The following is a 15,387-nucleotide window of genomic DNA, read 5'->3' as shown; positions in this document are numbered from 1 at the left end:
TCTCGAACGGTTTCCACCGTTGCGCCCCCAGCCTTGCAGGATTGGCTGTGAGCCCCCAGAAAGATTGAGACGAATGAACCCGATGATCCGATTGCTGCTCGCAGCCACGTTGCTCTGGAGCTGGTTCGGCCCGGCCGCCGCACAAGAGGTCGAAGCCAGCGACATGGTGCGAGGCGGCATGCAGGCGATCCAGATGATCGACCAGGGCAAGGCCGGCGAACTGTGGGACGGCGCCACCCCCGCCGCCCGCAAGCGCGTGACGCGCAACGATTTCACCACCCAGATCGCCAGGAGTCGCGCCCCGATCGGCGCACCGCAGATGCGCATCTGGGTGTCGGTCAACCGCCAGATCGTGGCCGACGCCGACGGCGATACGGCCGGCCAGTACGTCAGCGTCGAATACGAGACCCGCTTCGCGAACAAGCCCGACGGCACCTTGCGCGAACTCGTGAGCTTTCACCTCGACAGCGATCGTGTCTGGCGCTTCAGCGGCTACGCGCTGAAATAAGAAGGCCGAAAACATGGCAGCAGGCCCGCGCTGGAAACCCAACGTCACCGTGGCCGCGGTGATCGAGCGCGACGGGCGCTTCCTGCTGGTCGAGGAGCAGACTGCCGATGGCCTGTGGCTCAACACGCCCGCGGGGCACCTCGACCCCGGCGAATCCCCGGCCGAGGGCTGCGTGCGCGAAACCCTCGAGGAAACCGCCCATCATTTCACGCCAACGGCGCTCATCGGCGTCTACATGGCGCGCTCCCGGCCGCTGGCCGAGCGGGGCGAAGACACCACCTACATGCGCTTCGCCTTCGCGGGCACGCTGGGCGCGTTCGAAGAAGGCCGCCCGCTCGATGAAGGCATCGTGCGCACCGTCTGGATGACGGCGGATGAAATCCGCGCCAGCGTGGCGCGGCACCGCAGCCCGCTGCTGCTGCAGTGCATCGAAGACCATCTGGCGGGCAAGCGCCACCCGCTGGACGTGGTCCACGTCGACGAATCGGTGCGCTCGGCGCCCTGAGTCAGACGATGACGCCGCCGCCAAGGCAGCGTTCGCCGTCGTAGAGCACGGCCGACTGCCCAGGTGTGACGGCCCATTGCGGCTCACCGAAGCGCAAGGCGAAGGCGGCGCCGGAGTCTTCCCCGGCATCCATTTCGCAGGCCGCATCGGCCTGCCGGTAGCGCGCCTTCGAGCCGTAGCTGCCCGGCGCCGGCGGCTCGCCGGAGACCCAGCTCGCATCGTCTGCCTTCAGCGCCGACGACTGCAGCCACGGATGGTCGTGTCCCTGCACCACCCACAGCGTGTTCTTCTCGACGTCCTTGCGCGCCACGAACCACGGCGAATGGTCGCCCGAGCCGCGCTGTGCGCCCCTCTCCTTCACGCCGCCGATGCCCAGCCCCTGCCGCTGCCCCAGCGTGTAGAAGCTCAGCCCCTGGTGCTCGCCCAGCTTGCGGCCGCGGTCGTCCTTGATGGGGCCGGGCTCCTTGGAGATGTAGCGGTTGAGGAACTCACGGAACGGCCGTTCGCCGATGAAGCAGATGCCGGTCGAGTCCTTCTTCTTCGCGTTGGGCAGGCCGATCTCTTCCGCGATGCGGCGCACCTCGGTCTTGTGCAGTTCGCCGACCGGGAACAGCGTCTTCGACAGCTGCGCCTGGTTCAGGCGGTGCAGGAAGTAGCTCTGGTCCTTCGACGGATCGAGCCCCTTGAGCAGTTCGTGCTTGCCGGTGCCCTCGTTCAGGCGCACGCGCGCATAGTGCCCGGTCGCGATCTTCTCGGCACCGAGCCGCATGGCATGGTCGAGGAAGGCCTTGAACTTGATCTCGGCGTTGCACAGCACGTCGGGGTTCGGCGTGCGGCCGGCCTTGTATTCGCGCAGGAACTCGGCGAACACGCGGTCCTTGTAGTCGGCCGCGAAGTTGACGTGCTCGATCTCGATGCCCAGCACGTCGGCCACGCTGGCGGCGTCCACGAAGTCGATGTTCGACGAGCAATATTCGCTGTCGTCGTCGTCTTCCCAGTTCTTCATGAAGATGCCGACCACCTCGTGCCCCTGCTGCTTGAGCAGGTGCGCCGTCACCGCGGAGTCCACTCCGCCACTCAGTCCCACAACGATCCGATGCTTTGCCATAAGCCCCCTATTGTCCCAGCCCCGTCGAAGGGGCTTCCGGCGTGTGGGAAATCGGGAAAACCCGTGTCGCCGGTTTGTCAGCCCACGGGCCATCGACGGGAGGGCCGGCGCTAAAGTGATTCCGGACGAAGCGGCAGCAAGACCCGCCACGCCATTCACGACAACAGCAAGCGGAGACAAGACGCATGGCCACACCTTCCACCGCCTCGAATTCCGGCGACACCCTCCCCTGGACACGCGCCTACCCCGCGGGCATGCGCTGGGACGCCGAGCTGCCCGTGAAGCCGGTGCAGCAGATGCTCGACGAGGCCGTCGAGCGCTGGCCCGAGCGCTCCGCCGTCGAGTTCATGGGCCAGGTCATCACCTACCGCGAACTCGGCGCCGCCGTCGAGCGCGCGGCCAAGGGCCTGCAGGACCTGGGCGTGAAGCCCGGCGTGCACGTGGGCCTCTACCTGCCGAACACGCCGCACTACCCGATCGCCTTCTTCGCCGTGCTGAAAGCCGGCGGCACGGTGGTGAACTATTCGCCGCTCGACGCCGAGCGCGTGCTGGCCCACAAGATCGAGGACAGCCGCACCGACATCCTGGTCACGCTCGACCTCGTCAACCTCTACCCGCAGATGGCGCGCCTGCTCGACAACTCCCGCCTGAAGACGCTGGTGGTCGGCAGCCTCGGCGACTACGGCGCCATGGGCGACAAGGTGCAGGCCCAGCTGCAGGGCGCCGGCCAGATCGCCCCCGTGCCCGTGGACGACCGGCACGTGCGCTTCACCGACCTGCTCAGGAGCGAAGGCGCCCACAAGACCTATCCGCTGGGCGACCTCGCCGAAAAGATCGTAGTGCTCCAGTACACCGGCGGCACCACCGGCCTGCCCAAGGGCGCGATGCTCACGCACGCCAATCTCACGTCGGCCTCGGCGCAGTACTACGAATCGACCAAGGGCGATCCGCCTATCCTGGCCGAGGGCACCGAGCGCTTCCTGGTGGTGCTGCCGCTCTTCCACATCTTCGCGCTCAGCGCCGCGATGCTGCTTGGCGTGCGCCTGGGCGCGGCGCTGGTGCTGCACACGCGCTTCGACGTCGACGCGGTGATGAACGAGCTCGCCGCCAGCCGGATCAGCGTGTTCCCCGGCGTGCCGACGATGTACACCGCCATCCTCTCGCACCCCAAGGCGAAGGAGATGGACCTGCGCTCGCTCAAGTTCTGCGGCTCCGGCGGCGCGCCGCTGCCGGTGGAAGTGGAGCAGCGCTTCTTCGAGCTCACCGGATGCCACCTCAACGAGGGCTGGGGCATGACCGAGACCTCGCCCGTGGGCACCTTCACGCCCGCACGCGGCCTGCGCAAGGCGGGCTCGTGCGGCATGCCGCTGCCGCAGGTGCGCATCAAGCTCGTGAGCCTGGACGATCCCTCGAAGGACGTCACCGCCTTCGGCGAGGCTGGCGAGCTCTGCATCAAGGGCCCGAACGTGATGAAGGGCTACTGGAACAACCCCAAGGCCACGGCCGAGTCGATGACGGCCGACGGCTACTTCCGCAGCGGCGACGTGGCGAAGATGGATTCCGACGGCTACCTCTACATCGTCGACCGCACCAAGGACATGCTGCTTTGCGGCGGCTACAACGTCTATCCGCGCGTGCTGGAAGAGGCGGTGTACGAGCATCCCTCGGTGGCCGAGGTCTGCGTGATCGGCATCCCCGACGAGTACCGCGGCCAGTCGCCCAAGGCCTTCGTGAAGCTGAAGGAAGGCGCGCCCGAATTGACGCTCGACGAGCTCAAGTCATTCCTGAAGAACCGCCTGGGCAAGCACGAGATGATCGGCGCGCTGGAGATCCGCGCCGAGCTGCCCAAGACACCCGTGGGCAAGCTCTCGAAGAAGGATCTCGTCGACGAGGAAGCCCGCAAGCGGGCAGCTTGACCGCAGCTACCGCTTCATCTGCCCGAACGCCTCGGCCAGCAGCTCGTAGGAGCGCAGCCGGGCGACATGGTCGAACACCTGTGAGGTGATCATGAGTTCGTCGGCGCCGGTGCGTGCGACGAAAGCTTCCACGCCCTTCTTCACCGTCTCGACCGAGCCGACCGCCGAGCACGACAGCACCGAGTCGAGCAGCGCGTTCTCCGCCGGCCCGACCTTCTGGCGGTAGTTTTCCACCGGCGGCGGCAGGCGCCCCGGCCGGCCGCTGCGCAGGTTCACGAAAGCCTGCTGCCACGAGGTGGCGCGGAACTCGGCTTCGGCATCGGTGTCGGCCGCGAACACGTTGAAGCCCAGCATCACGTACGGCTTCTGCAGCTGCGCCGAGGGCTTGAAGGTCTCGCGATAGATCTGGATGGCCTGCATGATCTGCTGCGGCGCGAAGTGCGAGGCAAAGGCGTAGGGCAGGCCCAGGTGCGCCGCGAGCTGCGCGCCGAAGGTGCTCGAACCGAGGATCCACACCGGCACCTCGAGCCCCGCGCCGGGCACGGCCCGCACCGGCTGCTGCGGCGTCTTCGACATGAAGTCCATCAGCTCGATCACGTCCTGCGGAAACTGGTCCGCGTCCGATTCGAGGTTGCGCCGCAAGGCCCGCGCGGTGCGCTGGTCGGAGCCCGGTGCGCGCCCGAGGCCGAGGTCGATGCGCCCCGGGTACAGCGACTCCAGCGTGCCGAACTGCTCGGCGATCACGAGCGGCGAATGGTTCGGCAGCATCACGCCGCCGGCGCCGATGCGGATGGTCGACGTGCCCGCCCCCACATACGACAGCAGCACCGCAGTGGCCGCGCTCGCGATGCCCGGCATGCCGTGGTGCTCGGCCAGCCAGTAGCGCGCGTAGCCCAGCTTCTCGCCATGCTGCGCCAGCGAGAGCGAGTTGCGGAACGACTGCGCGGCATCGCTGCCTTCGGTGATCGGGGAAAGGTCGAGGATCGATAACGGAATCATGGCGCGATCATGGCGCGAACCGCCGAAGCCGTCGCGCGAGGGGCTATTCGGTTGGGTATGGCGTCATCACGCTCACGCGCCGGGGCTCCGCTTGCGCCATTGGCCGAGGTCGGCTTCGATGCGCTCGTCGACGTTGCCGCTCCAATGCGCGCCAAAGCCGGCCGCGCGCAGCAACTCCACGATGCGGTGGCCCACCACCACGGTGTTGGCTTCGCGCTGCTCGATCTCGGGGATCATGCCGCCGCTGAAGGCCAGGCGCAGGCGGCCGGTGCGCACCGCGGTGTCGAGGTCCTGCGAGTGATAGAAGCAGCAGCCGCGAACGCCCGAGGCCAGCCGCCCCGCGGCGCGCCACTGCTCGCGCACGTCGTCGTGGCCGTCGGCCAGCGTGTTGCCCGCGCGATGCAGCGCAATGATCTTCTCGCCGCGCAGCTGCGCGAAAACCGCTTCGAGCCGGTCGTATTCGGTCTGCGCGGGCCACCCGGATTCAGCCGCGCGCTTGGCGGCGCAGGCGCGTGCGGCCTCGGCCTTCACCCAGGCACGGTCCTCGGCGGAGAGCTCATCCGGATCGAGGTACTCGTCGGTGATCATCCATTCGACGTCGGCATCGGGATGGAAGCCGCTCCACACAAGATCGTGGATGCGTCCGCGTGTGTCTTCGGGATCGAGAGTAAGGGCCATGCGTGTTGGGTTGCCGCATCGGCGGCGACGAATCGTGCTTTCTTGTTTGTCTGTTGGCGGGAGCGGTTTATTTTCGCCCACCGCACCAGGACGGCGCAGTAATGCGAAAGCATGAGCCCCTGCGGCCACCCCTTCCGCGCCGCGCCATCATGAAGGATGCGCCAGGACAAGGCAATGCAACGCGGCCCCCTGTGGCTGGCTATGCTCGGCGGCTCTTCATGCCGCAGCGCCATCCTTCCATCGACCTGATCGCCCACCCTCGCGTGGCCGGGCTGCCGCCTTTCGACGAACACGTGCCCACCGAATGGTGCTCCGACGCGCCACAGGCCACCGAGCGCATGCAGAAGCCGTTCTCCGACTGGATCGCATGGCTGGTCGCGCTGGCGGTGCTGGCCTTCATGGCCGCGTTCGGCTTCCAGGCCGTCACGTGGTCGCTGCGCGGCGGCTGGCAGTGGCTCTGGCTGCTGGTGGGGCTGCCGTTCTCCGGCATCTTCTCGGCGTCGACGGTGATGTTCCTCGTGACCACGCTGCGCGAGCGCCGCCGCGTGCGCGTGGCACTCGAAAACATGTCGCTTGAATGCGGCGAAGGCTTCCGCGCGGACATGCCGCTGGACCAGCGCCTGCGCGCGACAGTGCCGCCCGCGCGGGACGGCGAACGCACCGCGGCGCCGGAGCGCATCCGCGTGCGCCTGATGCAGCGCGCGATCCGCCACGACCCCGACGGCCACGCCGTGCTGGTCGACGAGTGCCGCGGCGAAACGGTGGCGCATTGCGAAGCCACCGACGATGCGCGCGGCAGCCGGCGGGTCTATGCGTGGACGCTGCGCGCGGGCCCAGCGCACGAAGGCGCGACGCAATGGTTCATCACGCTGCACGACGCGGCGCTGCCCGGCGGCCCGCCCTTCCTCGTGGCGGCGCTGCGGGAACTGCCTTCGGGCTGAGCCGGCCAAAAAAAACCGGGCCATGCAAACGCATGGCCCGGTTTCTGTCTTTCGCCAGGCGGGAGGCTGCCGCGGCGGATTACAGCGGCAGGCTGTCGCCGCGGGCTGCAGCGCGGGCGGCGGCACGCACCGCGGCGCGGTCCACCGTGCTGGCCAAGACCGGTGCCGCAACGGCGGAAGCGCCTTCGGCATACGGATCGGCGCTGTGCGCAGCGGCCACGGCATCGGCGCGAACGGCGGCGCGGCTGACGGTCGAGACGATCGCGCGGGCCGGGCCGGCATCGGCGCCGGTGGCGTAGGGGTTGGCGCTGTGGGCAGCAACCACGGCCTGGCCGGCGACGTCGGCGCGGCTGGCGGCCGAGGTCAGCTGGTGCACGCCTTCGTACGATTCAGCGTGGGCGGCGCCGGCAGCGGCCAGCAGGGCGATGGAGATAGCGGAGAGGAGCTTCGAGGCGGTCATTTGGATGTCCTTCAATTCGTTTCAGTTCTTTTGCACTTGGATGATTTCGAACCGGTCTTGGGTGGGTCACCGCCCCGTCGGGGGGCGGCCACCTCGCTCGGGGCCCTGTTCACCCAGATCGGCTTGGGGGCCGGTCTGTGAGATGAATTGTGCGCCGTTATCTAAGTAAAAACCCTTAGCAAACAGAACCACGGCGTTCACACGTTGGAAACAATCTCCCGTTTCCGGAGGAGATCGCGGCTTGCCGTAGAGTCTTTGCATGCGCGAGCCCGCCTCCCCTCTTCCACCCCTCCCACCCCTGGCGGCCTGGGGCACCGCGGACACCGTCTTCGACGGGCTGGCAGGCGCGTGGGACCTGGAGCGGACCATCGAGGGCCAGGCCTCCATGAGCGGCGTCGCGGTGTTCACGCCGCTTGAGACTGGAATGCTGAAGTACCGCGAAGAGGGCCGGATCCGGCTGGCCGACGGCAAGGAGTTCGACGGGCATCGCGAATACTTCTTCGAGCGCACTCCCGGTGGCTTCGCGGTGCACTTTGCCGAGAGCCCGACGCGCCTGTTCCATGCCATCGGCATCGTGCGCAACGGCGATGTGCTCGCGGGGTCAGCCACTCACCTGTGCACGCCCGACACCTACGACAGCGGCTATCGCTTTCTGCCGGACGGCTCCTTCACGATCCGCCACGCGGTGCGCGGCCCGCGCAAGGACTACCTCTCGGCCACCGTCTTCACACGGCGCGGCGGCTAGATCGACGGGTCAGTCGCGATCGAGGCGCCAGCCCGGCATGCCGCGCATCACGGTCTGCACGAGCATCGCGCAGAGGCCGCACTTGATCAGGTCGCCGGGAATGAAGACCAACATGGCCAGCGCCGCTTTCGGCAGCGGCATGTGGGCCACCCACGACAGCCCGACGATGCCGAAGGCATAGATCACGAAGATGCCGCCGATCACCGACGACAGGAAGGCCGCCGCCAGCAGCGGCAGGCCCGTGGCGCCAGCCATGCGGCGCACCGCCAGGCGCATCAGCAGGCCGCAGGCGAAGGCGCCGAACATCCAGCCGAACAGGAAGCCCGACGTCGGCCCCACGAACACGCTCAGGCCGCCTCGGCCGCCGGGCAGCAACGGCAGGCCCAGCGCCACCGCGAGCAGGAACAGCGCGATGGCCAGGAAGCCGCGGCGCGGCCCCAGCAGGCAGCCCGCCAGCATCACGCCCAGCGACTGCAGCGTGATCGGCACACCGAACGGCAGGTCGATCTTCGGGATCAGGCCGAACACCGCCATCAGCGCCGCGAACAGAGCGATGTAGGAGAGCGAGCGGGACGAAGTGAGGGAGCCTGTGGTGGTGGTCATGGCGATCGCTTTCGAGGAATAGGACTGGAGCTCAGCGCCCGAGCCGCGCGGCCAGCGCATCGGCCACGCGCTCCGCAGTCTGCAGCGTACGGATGGTCAGCGGTGCCAGCAGCCGCAGGCCGCCGCCGTGGCCTGCGCGCGCGCGGTAGGCGTCGTCGAGGCGCTGCCACTGCACGTAGAAATTCTCGGCGAAGCGCAGCATCAGGCCAAGCCCGAGCGCGATCCGCTCGGTCGGCACGCCGAAGCGCTGCAGCGGGTGCAGCACCGCCTCGAGCACCGCGAGCAGGTCTTCGAAGCGCGTGGTCAGCGTGAGCATCAGCGCGAGCGTGGCCGCGCTGGCAAGGCGCAGCGCGCTGGCCACGCCGAGCGGGGTCGTGCCCATCGCCCAGTGGAAGCCGACGATCATCCCGCCCGCGATCGCCACGCCGAGCAGCATGCGCGCGCGGCGCCATGCGGGCGGCCCGAGCGAGGCGAAGATCAGCAGCACCACCGCACAGGCGATGGCCAGGTGCACCGGCCGTTCGACCAGCACCAGCAGCGTGCCGCACACCGACAGCAGCGCGAGCTTGACCCACGCGGCGATCGCATGCATCCACGTCGGCTGCTCCGAGTAGAGGCTACGCACGGCGGCCCCGCTCCGATGCGGCGCGCTCGCGCACGTTCTCGGCGTAGGCCTCGCACACCTCGCGGCCCGGCCCGTCGGCGCGCACCCTGCCCTGTTCGAGCCACAGCACGCGCTCGAAGTCGTAGACGTGTTCGAGCAGGTGCGTGGACACGAGGATCTGGTGATCGCTGGCGTCGAGCTGCGCGGCCAGCCGCGCCTGGCTCAGGAGGTCGAGGCTGGCGAAGGGCTCGTCGAGCAGCAGCGTGGCGGGCTCGCTGATCTGCAAGGCCAGCAGGCAAACCTGCTGGCGCTGGCCCTGGCTCAGCTCGCCCACGGCGCGAGCGGCCCAGGCCTCGAGCCCGCGCCGCGCGAGAAAGTCGCGCGCCTGCTGCCGCGCCGCCTGCCGCGTTTCGCCGCGCGCCGTGAGGCTGAAAGCCAGCTCCTCGGCCACGGTCGGAAAGATGATCTGGTCGTCGGGGTTCTGGAACATCAGCCCCACGTGCTTCGACAGCTGCCTGCGGTCGGCCTGCGTGTCGCAGCCATGCACCACCACCCGGCCCTGCTGCGGCTGGTCGAGCCCGCTGATCAGGCGGAACAGGCTGCTCTTGCCCGCGCCGTTGTCGCCGATCAGGCCGATGCGCGCCTCCTGCAGGTGGAGCGTCAGCCCCTCGAAGACATGCTGGCTGCCGCGCACCAGCGTCACCGCTTCGAGGCGGATGCTGTGCGGGGAATCGGGTTCGGGCGGGGTCGGCTGCGGCAAGGGGCGCCCACTGTACCCGAACGCGCCCTTGCGGCGCGGAGCTCAGGGCGTGGCGGCGAAGAGCCCGTTGATCTCACCGACCGACAGCATGCCCTCGCCCATCGCGCCGAAGCGGCCATGCTCGAAGGCCTCCCTGGCGATGCGGCCGACCAGCCCCAGCGCCGACTGCAGCGGGCCGCAGCCGAGGCTGATGCGCCGCGCGCCGGCACGCGCAAAGCCCTCGGCCGGCGGCGCACCGGCATAGCCCGCATACACGTTCACGGGCAGGCTCACCGCACCGGCCATGCCGGCGATTTCTTCGAGGCTGGACATGCCGGGCACGAAGATGCCGTCGGCGCCCGCCGCCGCGTAGAGCCGAGCGCGGCGCTTCGCCTCCTCGAAGCGCGCCGCCGGGTCGTCCCAAGGCACAAAGTAGGCGTCGGTGCGCGCGTTGATGAAAAAGCGCGCGTCCAGCTTGCGGATGGCGGCGATGCGCTCGCACAGCACCTCCGGCGACGCCAGCTCGCGCGTGCCCGGCCGCGTGCCGTCCTCGATGTTGATGCCGGCCGCACCCATGTCGATCAGCGCGCCCGCCACGTCGCACACCGCCTGCGCGCTGTCGCCGAAGCCGCTTTCGATGTCGACGCTCACCGGCACGCCCGCCACGCGGCAGATGCGCGCACAGGCCGCGAGCAACTCGCTGGCCGGCATGCGCTCGCCGTCCGCGTAGCCGAGCGACCAGGCCATGCCCGCGCTGGTGGTGCCGAGGGCCGTGGCCCCGGCGCGCTCGACGATGCGCGCGCTGGCGGCGTCCCAGGCGTTCACCAGCACCAATGGGTCGGGCCCGGCGTGCAGGCGATGAAAGATGCCGGCTTGCTGCCGTGACGATTCGGCGGAATGCATGTGTGATGGCCCGAGGGCGTTGTGGAATGACTGCAGCGTAAGGGTGTCCCGCATCCAGGACTTGGAGAAACTTGCTCCTGCCGCGCTCTGCGCCGCTCAGGAAGCCATCAGCGCCACCACCGGATAGCGCCGCCACCCAGGCTCCGCATGGCGCTGTCCATGGGCGAAGAGAAAACCCAGTACCGCTTGCGGATCGGACAGCTTGTCGGGGTGATCGACCTTCCATTGCTCGAACTGCCGCTTCAGCGCGGGTTCTTCCTCCAGCATCCGAAGCGCGGTGTCCTCGAAGACGTAGGCCGAGAAGTTCTCCTTCTTCTCCAGCACGCTGTTGAAGAAGCCCCAGCGGAAGAAGCTGTCGTGGGCTTCGGGCTCCAGCGTCTCGACCACGTAGCGGGCATTGGCCTGGTCCAGCGGCACCCACACGTCGCCCGCATGCGCCTGGAAGGGCTCGGTGTGCGCAGCGAGCACCACCTCATCATGGAACATGTGCCCTTCGTAGGCGTTCGCGCGGGAGACCACGCTCCGGATGCGATACACACGCGCCGCATCGAACAGCCGGTCCGCTTCGAGACGCTGCAACTCGACGCCATTCCACGCCAGCCGCTCGATCACTTCGCGCCAGGCCCGGGGCACGAGATAGGCCTTGGGCGCGGCGACGGACGCGACTTCGACGCAGCGGTCGAAGTGCACGATGTCCTTCTCCCAAGGCTGGCCGCGGTCGTAGGCCAGGCGCTCATAAGTACCCAGCCGGCTGGGCGTGCGAACCGCGCGATAGCCCTTGAAGCGCAAGCTCGCCGGCCGGCTGCGGTCGTTGCGCCATGCCAGCGGCCAGCGCGCCTGTTGCGCCGTGGTGGCCCGGGCCTCGCGGCGCAGTTCCTGAATGCGCGCCGCATGCCCCACGGTGAACTCCAGCACCACCTCGACCAGCGTCCGCATGGCAGCCACGCGGTCGGCAAAGGGCTTGAGCATGTGGGTCTCGGGCATGAAGCCGATGGTGTGGTGCAGTGCCGCGTAGCCGGTGGAAAAGCGCGGCAGGTCGAGGAAGTCCTCGATGCCGTCGTCGGGCGTCTCGGCCAGCAGGTTCACGTATGGGCAGGTTGGCCAGCCGCGCCGGTCCATGCCGGCGTAGATCGCCGGCAGCATGCTCTCGCGCAGGAACTGTCCCGGCCCGCCGCCCAGCTTGTCGGGCTGGGTCGGGATCAGCGTCATGGTGTAGCTGTAGTCCGCGCCGTTGGAGGTGTGGGTGTCGACCATCACGTCCGGGTCCCACGCGGTGAAGAACTTGTTGAACACCTGCGCGGCGAGGCTGTCGCACTTGATGAAGTCGCGGTTCAGGTCGAGGTGCCGGCCGTTGCCGCGGAAACCGAACGACTCGGGGCCGAGCTGGTTCACGCGCGAGGTGTCCTGGCGGTTGATGCAGCCGTCCACGTTGTAGACCGGGATGAACAGGAACACGGTGCCGCCCAGTGCCGCGAGCTGCTCGGGCCGGGTGCAGAAATCGCGCACCAGCGCCATGCAGGCGTCGATGCCCTCGGGCTCGCCGGGGTGGATGCCGTTGTTGTTGAAGAACACCGGGCGGCCCTGCTGCTTGAGCGTCTCGCGGTCGAACACGCCGTCCGCAGTGACCACGCCGGCGTGAAGGGGAACGCCGGTGTCCGACACGCCGATCTCGCCCCAGTGCAGCACGCCGGGAAAGTGGTCGGCCAGCCGCTGGTAGAAGGCCACGCATTCGGCCCAGGTGGTGGTCTGGTTGCCGTTGCCTGCCTCGAACGGCGTGGAGTACGGTGTGGCTCGTGAAGAGGTCATGGGAAGAAGGCTACAGTAGTCGCCCCAATCCGGTCGTCCAGCCCTTCTTTCTGCAAAAGAGCCAGACAAGGCCGCAACACACATTCGAGGAATCAGACATGGGCGCCCAATGGAAAGCAAAACACAAGGACCTGGCGGCCAATGCCAAGGGCCGGCTCTTCGGCAAGCTCGCCAAGGAAATCATGATCGCCGCGCGCGCGGGCGCCGACCCGGCCTCCAACTCGCGCCTGCGGCTGGTCGTGGAGCAGGCCCGCAAGGTCTCGATGCCCAAGGAAACGCTCGACCGCGCCATCAAGAAGGGCGCGGGACTCACGGGCGAGGCGGTGCATTTCGAGCACGTGATCTACGAAGGCTTCGCGCCGCACCGCGTGCCGGTGATGGTCGAGTGCCTGACCGACAACGTGAACCGCACCGCGCCTGAAATGCGCGTGCTGTTCCGCAAGGGCCAGCTGGGCACCTCGGGCTCGGTGTCGTGGGACTTCGACCACGTCGGCATGATCGAAGCCGAACCCGCCAGGCCCGACGCCGACCCCGAAGTGGCCGCCATCGAAGCCGGCGCGCAAGACTTCGAGCCGGCCGGCGAAGGCCATGCGGCGGTCTTCCTGACCGACCCCACCGACCTCGACCTCGTGAGCCGCGCATTGCCGGCCCAGGGCTTCACCGTGCTGTCGGCCAAGCTGGGCTACAAGCCGAAGAACCCGGTCGATCCGGCGAGCCTGAGCGCGGAAGACCTGGAAGAAGTCGAAACCTTTCTGGCGGCCATCGACGCGAACGACGACGTGCAGAACGTGTTCGTGGGCCTGGCGGGTTGAGCTCCCGGCCGCGCATGCTCGCCGGCAGATGCCTGTGCGGCGCGGTCCGCTACTCGGTGGCGGATGAGTTTGCCTACGCGCTGAACTGCCATTGCTCCGACTGCCGGCGCGCGACGGGCTCGGCCTTCAAGCCCTTCGCGGGCATCGAGCGCGGCAAGTTCGCCATCACACAGGGCGAGGACGGCATCACGGTCTACGGCAAGCCTGACGCGGGCGACCTGCACTGCGCCAAGTGCGGCTCGCTGCTGTGCTCGGTCGTGCGAGGCGGGCAGTTCGTGCACGTCACGCTGGGCACGCTGGTCGACACGCCCACCGTCCGGCCGAGCGCGCACATCTTCGTCGGCTCGAAGGCTCCATGGTTCACGATCACGGACGACCTGCCGCAACACAAGGGCCACGCCGGGGGGAGCTGAACCGCCCGCGCAAGAAGATGCCGGCCCGGCGCCGACAACGACATCCTGTGCCGTAGCGCGGCCCCAGTTCGGGCCTGCGCAAGCAGGGAGCGCTCCTATGCTCGATGAACTCTCTTTCTTCATCCGTGGAGCTTTCCCATGTCACTGCAAGATTTCAAGGTCCTCACCTTCGATGTCGTCGGCACGCTGATCGACTTCGAGGGCGGCATGCTCGCCTACCTGCGCAGCGCGGCGCCCGATGCCGACGTGAGCGATGACGACTTCCTCGCCGCCTACCGGCGAGCCCGCGCTGATGGCAGCGCCGGCTGGTATCCCGACGACCTCGAGCGCTGCTGGCACGCCATCGCCCCCGCGCTGGGCCTGCCCGACACGGATGCCATTGCGAAGGGCCTGCGCGACTCGGTCGCCCGGTGGCCGGCGTTCCCCGATTCGGTGGAAGCGCTGAAGCGGCTCGGCAAGCGCTTCAAGCTGGTGACGATGACCAACGCGCAGGCCTGGGCGCTGGCGCATTTCGACAAGACCCTGGGCTCGCCCTTCGACATGCTGCTGAGCTGCGACGACGCACTGTGCGAGAAGCCCGACGCGCGCTATTTCGCCTACGCCCGCGGCCGCTTCGAAGGCGCTTGGGGGTTCAAGCAGGCGGACAACCTGCACGTGGCGCAAAGCCAGTACCACGACATCGGCATCTCGAAACAGCTCGGCATCGCCACCTGCTGGATCGAGCGCCGCCATGCGCAGAAGGGCTCCGGCGGCACCATCGAGTCGAAGCACACCGTGCCCGACCATCACTTCCACACGCTGGCCGAGCTGGCCGATGCGGTCGAGGCGGGGCGCTGAGCACGGCGGCCATCGCCATCGCAACGCCTTCGTCATGATGGCCGCCCAAGGCACCCTGCCTGCCATCGATCCATTCCCATATCGCGATTCGAATATTCACAAGGAGCTTCCATGACCACTGTCTTCCGGCCCAAGTACATCAGCTTCGATTGCTACGGCACTCTCACCAACTTCCAGATGGCACCGATGGCGCGCAGGCTCTTCGCCGACCGCGTCAGTCCGGAAAACATCGAGCGGTTCTGCGAGGACTTCGCGGCCTACCGGCTCGACGAGGTGCTGGGCGACTGGCAGCCCTACTACGACGTCGTCTACAACTCGGTCCTGCGCACCTGCAACCGCTGGGGCGTGCCGTTCCGCGAGGCCGACGTCTCGGAAATCTACAACGCCGTGCCCACCTGGGGCCCGCACCCGGACGTGACGGCAGGCCTGGCCAGGATCGCCGACAAGATCCCGCTGGTCATCATCTCGAATGCCATGGACGCGCAGCTCGTGCACAACGTGAAGCTGCTCGGCGTGCCCTTCCACCGGGTCTACACGGCGCAGCAGGCCAAGGCCTACAAGCCCCGCCTGCGCGCCTTCGAATACATGATCGACTCGTTGAACGCGAAGCCGGAAGACTTCCTGCACGTGTCGTCGTCGATGCGCTATGACCACATGTCGGCGCGCGACGTGGGCATCAAGGACAAGGCTTTCGTCAATCGCAAGCACGAACCCGGCGTTCCAGCCTACGGCACGACCGAGATCTCCGACATCGGCGGCCTGCCGGCGCTGGTCGGCCTCTGAATCTGGAGCGATCGCCGGCATGACCGG

18 protein-coding genes are annotated in these 15,387 nt (G+C 68.2%); 9 read left to right on the top strand and 9 right to left on the bottom strand.

Annotated elements, in window-relative coordinates; all coding sequences use genetic code 11:
- Positions 1–73: 73 nt before the first annotated feature.
- The gene (locus ACCD11_RS03605; protein ID WP_413312426.1) at positions 74–508 is read left to right on the top strand and encodes a DUF4019 domain-containing protein; all 435 of its coding nucleotides are present in this window, start codon (positions 74–76) and stop codon (positions 506–508) included.
- Positions 509–521: 13 nt separating this feature from the next.
- Positions 522–1,013 (top strand): NUDIX hydrolase, encoded by a 492-nt coding sequence (locus ACCD11_RS03600; RefSeq protein WP_413312424.1) that lies wholly within the window; start codon positions 522–524, stop codon positions 1,011–1,013.
- A 1-nt stretch (position 1,014) separates the two neighbouring features.
- Here the strand turns inward: ACCD11_RS03600 and mnmA are convergent, their stop codons facing one another.
- Positions 1,015–2,121 (bottom strand): tRNA 2-thiouridine(34) synthase MnmA, encoded by a 1,107-nt coding sequence (gene mnmA / locus ACCD11_RS03595; protein ID WP_413312422.1) that lies wholly within the window; start codon positions 2,119–2,121, stop codon positions 1,015–1,017.
- A gap of 185 nt (positions 2,122–2,306) precedes the next feature.
- Here mnmA and ACCD11_RS03590 point away from each other — a divergent pair, with 185 nt between their 5' ends.
- Entirely contained in the window at positions 2,307–4,037 is a 1,731-nt protein-coding gene (locus tag ACCD11_RS03590; RefSeq protein ID WP_413312421.1) for a long-chain-fatty-acid--CoA ligase, read from the top strand.
- 6 nt (positions 4,038–4,043) lie between these two features.
- Here ACCD11_RS03590 and ACCD11_RS03585 read toward each other — a convergent pair whose 3' ends face one another.
- Together ACCD11_RS03585 and ACCD11_RS03580 are read right to left on the bottom strand one after the other, a co-directional pair.
- Positions 4,044–5,036, bottom strand: a complete 993-nt coding sequence (locus tag ACCD11_RS03585; RefSeq protein WP_413312419.1) for an LLM class flavin-dependent oxidoreductase — start codon at positions 5,034–5,036, stop codon at positions 4,044–4,046.
- A gap of 72 nt (positions 5,037–5,108) precedes the next feature.
- The gene (locus ACCD11_RS03580; RefSeq protein ID WP_007828446.1) at positions 5,109–5,714 is read right to left on the bottom strand and encodes a DUF6891 domain-containing protein; all 606 of its coding nucleotides are present in this window, start codon (positions 5,712–5,714) and stop codon (positions 5,109–5,111) included.
- 191 nt (positions 5,715–5,905) lie between these two features.
- On the opposite strand from ACCD11_RS03580, the gene ACCD11_RS03575 reads away from it, so the two are divergent.
- Positions 5,906–6,655 (top strand): hypothetical protein, encoded by a 750-nt coding sequence (locus ACCD11_RS03575; protein ID WP_413312418.1) that lies wholly within the window; start codon positions 5,906–5,908, stop codon positions 6,653–6,655.
- A 79-nt stretch (positions 6,656–6,734) separates the two neighbouring features.
- Here the strand turns inward: ACCD11_RS03575 and ACCD11_RS03570 are convergent, their stop codons facing one another.
- On the bottom strand, positions 6,735–7,115 hold the full coding sequence (locus ACCD11_RS03570) for a hypothetical protein (RefSeq protein WP_007828449.1): 381 nt from the start codon (positions 7,113–7,115) through the stop codon (positions 6,735–6,737).
- 259 nt (positions 7,116–7,374) lie between these two features.
- Between ACCD11_RS03570 and ACCD11_RS03565 the strand changes: the two genes are divergently transcribed.
- Entirely contained in the window at positions 7,375–7,860 is a 486-nt protein-coding gene (locus tag ACCD11_RS03565) for a DUF6314 family protein (protein ID WP_413312416.1), read from the top strand.
- Positions 7,861–7,869: 9 nt separating this feature from the next.
- Here ACCD11_RS03565 and ACCD11_RS03560 read toward each other — a convergent pair whose 3' ends face one another.
- The 5 genes from ACCD11_RS03560 to ACCD11_RS03540 form a co-directional block, all read right to left on the bottom strand.
- Complete coding sequence (locus ACCD11_RS03560) at positions 7,870–8,463, bottom strand: biotin transporter BioY (protein WP_413312414.1); 594 nt, start codon at positions 8,461–8,463, stop codon at positions 7,870–7,872.
- A 31-nt stretch (positions 8,464–8,494) separates the two neighbouring features.
- Complete coding sequence (locus ACCD11_RS03555; protein ID WP_413312412.1) at positions 8,495–9,088, bottom strand: energy-coupling factor transporter transmembrane component T family protein; 594 nt, start codon at positions 9,086–9,088, stop codon at positions 8,495–8,497.
- Complete coding sequence (locus ACCD11_RS03550) at positions 9,081–9,827, bottom strand: energy-coupling factor ABC transporter ATP-binding protein (protein WP_007828457.1); 747 nt, start codon at positions 9,825–9,827, stop codon at positions 9,081–9,083. The genes ACCD11_RS03555 and ACCD11_RS03550 overlap by 8 nt, the downstream gene beginning before the upstream one ends.
- A gap of 42 nt (positions 9,828–9,869) precedes the next feature.
- On the bottom strand, positions 9,870–10,709 hold the full coding sequence (locus ACCD11_RS03545; RefSeq protein WP_413312410.1) for an isocitrate lyase/PEP mutase family protein: 840 nt from the start codon (positions 10,707–10,709) through the stop codon (positions 9,870–9,872).
- Positions 10,710–10,805: 96 nt separating this feature from the next.
- Positions 10,806–12,515 carry a M14 family zinc carboxypeptidase gene (locus ACCD11_RS03540; RefSeq protein ID WP_413312409.1) on the bottom strand — a complete coding sequence of 570 codons (1,710 nt, stop codon included), beginning with the start codon at positions 12,513–12,515 and terminating at the stop codon, positions 10,806–10,808.
- Between the two features lie 98 nt (positions 12,516–12,613).
- Here ACCD11_RS03540 and ACCD11_RS03535 point away from each other — a divergent pair, with 98 nt between their 5' ends.
- The 4 genes from ACCD11_RS03535 (at position 12,614) to ACCD11_RS03520 (ending at position 15,360) form a co-directional block, all read left to right on the top strand.
- Positions 12,614–13,327: a YebC/PmpR family DNA-binding transcriptional regulator gene (locus ACCD11_RS03535; protein WP_007828471.1), complete on the top strand. Its 714-nt coding sequence runs from the start codon at positions 12,614–12,616 to the stop codon at positions 13,325–13,327.
- A 14-nt stretch (positions 13,328–13,341) separates the two neighbouring features.
- Positions 13,342–13,740 (top strand): GFA family protein, encoded by a 399-nt coding sequence (locus ACCD11_RS03530; protein ID WP_413312407.1) that lies wholly within the window; start codon positions 13,342–13,344, stop codon positions 13,738–13,740.
- Positions 13,741–13,878: 138 nt separating this feature from the next.
- Positions 13,879–14,577, top strand: a complete 699-nt coding sequence (locus tag ACCD11_RS03525; protein WP_007828475.1) for an HAD-IA family hydrolase — start codon at positions 13,879–13,881, stop codon at positions 14,575–14,577.
- A gap of 111 nt (positions 14,578–14,688) precedes the next feature.
- Complete coding sequence (locus tag ACCD11_RS03520) at positions 14,689–15,360, top strand: haloacid dehalogenase type II (RefSeq protein ID WP_007828477.1); 672 nt, start codon at positions 14,689–14,691, stop codon at positions 15,358–15,360.
- The last annotated feature ends 27 nt before the right edge of the window (positions 15,361–15,387 follow it).

The sequence above is a fragment of the Variovorax sp. Varisp36 genome (assembly GCF_047304235.1).
Classification (GTDB): domain Bacteria; phylum Pseudomonadota; class Gammaproteobacteria; order Burkholderiales; family Burkholderiaceae_C; genus Variovorax.
This window is presented reverse-complemented; position numbering and strand designations above follow the sequence as displayed.

Coding starts and splice junctions, on each gene's coding strand:
- ACCD11_RS03535 (WP_007828471.1), top strand. CDS start 12,614: ATGGGCGCCCAATGGAAAGCAAAACACAAGGACCTGGCGGCCAATGCC.
- ACCD11_RS03540 (WP_413312409.1), bottom strand. CDS start 12,515: ATGACCTCTTCACGAGCCACACCGTACTCCACGCCGTTCGAGGCAGGC.
- ACCD11_RS03600 (WP_413312424.1), top strand. CDS start 522: ATGGCAGCAGGCCCGCGCTGGAAACCCAACGTCACCGTGGCCGCGGTG.
- ACCD11_RS03545 (WP_413312410.1), bottom strand. CDS start 10,709: ATGCATTCCGCCGAATCGTCACGGCAGCAAGCCGGCATCTTTCATCGC.
- mnmA (WP_413312422.1), bottom strand. CDS start 2,121: ATGGCAAAGCATCGGATCGTTGTGGGACTGAGTGGCGGAGTGGACTCC.
- ACCD11_RS03570 (WP_007828449.1), bottom strand. CDS start 7,115: ATGACCGCCTCGAAGCTCCTCTCCGCTATCTCCATCGCCCTGCTGGCC.
- ACCD11_RS03560 (WP_413312414.1), bottom strand. CDS start 8,463: ATGACCACCACCACAGGCTCCCTCACTTCGTCCCGCTCGCTCTCCTAC.
- ACCD11_RS03565 (WP_413312416.1), top strand. CDS start 7,375: ATGCGCGAGCCCGCCTCCCCTCTTCCACCCCTCCCACCCCTGGCGGCC.
- ACCD11_RS03580 (WP_007828446.1), bottom strand. CDS start 5,714: ATGGCCCTTACTCTCGATCCCGAAGACACACGCGGACGCATCCACGAT.
- ACCD11_RS03605 (WP_413312426.1), top strand. CDS start 74: ATGAACCCGATGATCCGATTGCTGCTCGCAGCCACGTTGCTCTGGAGC.
- ACCD11_RS03590 (WP_413312421.1), top strand. CDS start 2,307: ATGGCCACACCTTCCACCGCCTCGAATTCCGGCGACACCCTCCCCTGG.
- ACCD11_RS03525 (WP_007828475.1), top strand. CDS start 13,879: ATGTCACTGCAAGATTTCAAGGTCCTCACCTTCGATGTCGTCGGCACG.
- ACCD11_RS03520 (WP_007828477.1), top strand. CDS start 14,689: ATGACCACTGTCTTCCGGCCCAAGTACATCAGCTTCGATTGCTACGGC.
- ACCD11_RS03530 (WP_413312407.1), top strand. CDS start 13,342: ATGCTCGCCGGCAGATGCCTGTGCGGCGCGGTCCGCTACTCGGTGGCG.
- ACCD11_RS03585 (WP_413312419.1), bottom strand. CDS start 5,036: ATGATTCCGTTATCGATCCTCGACCTTTCCCCGATCACCGAAGGCAGC.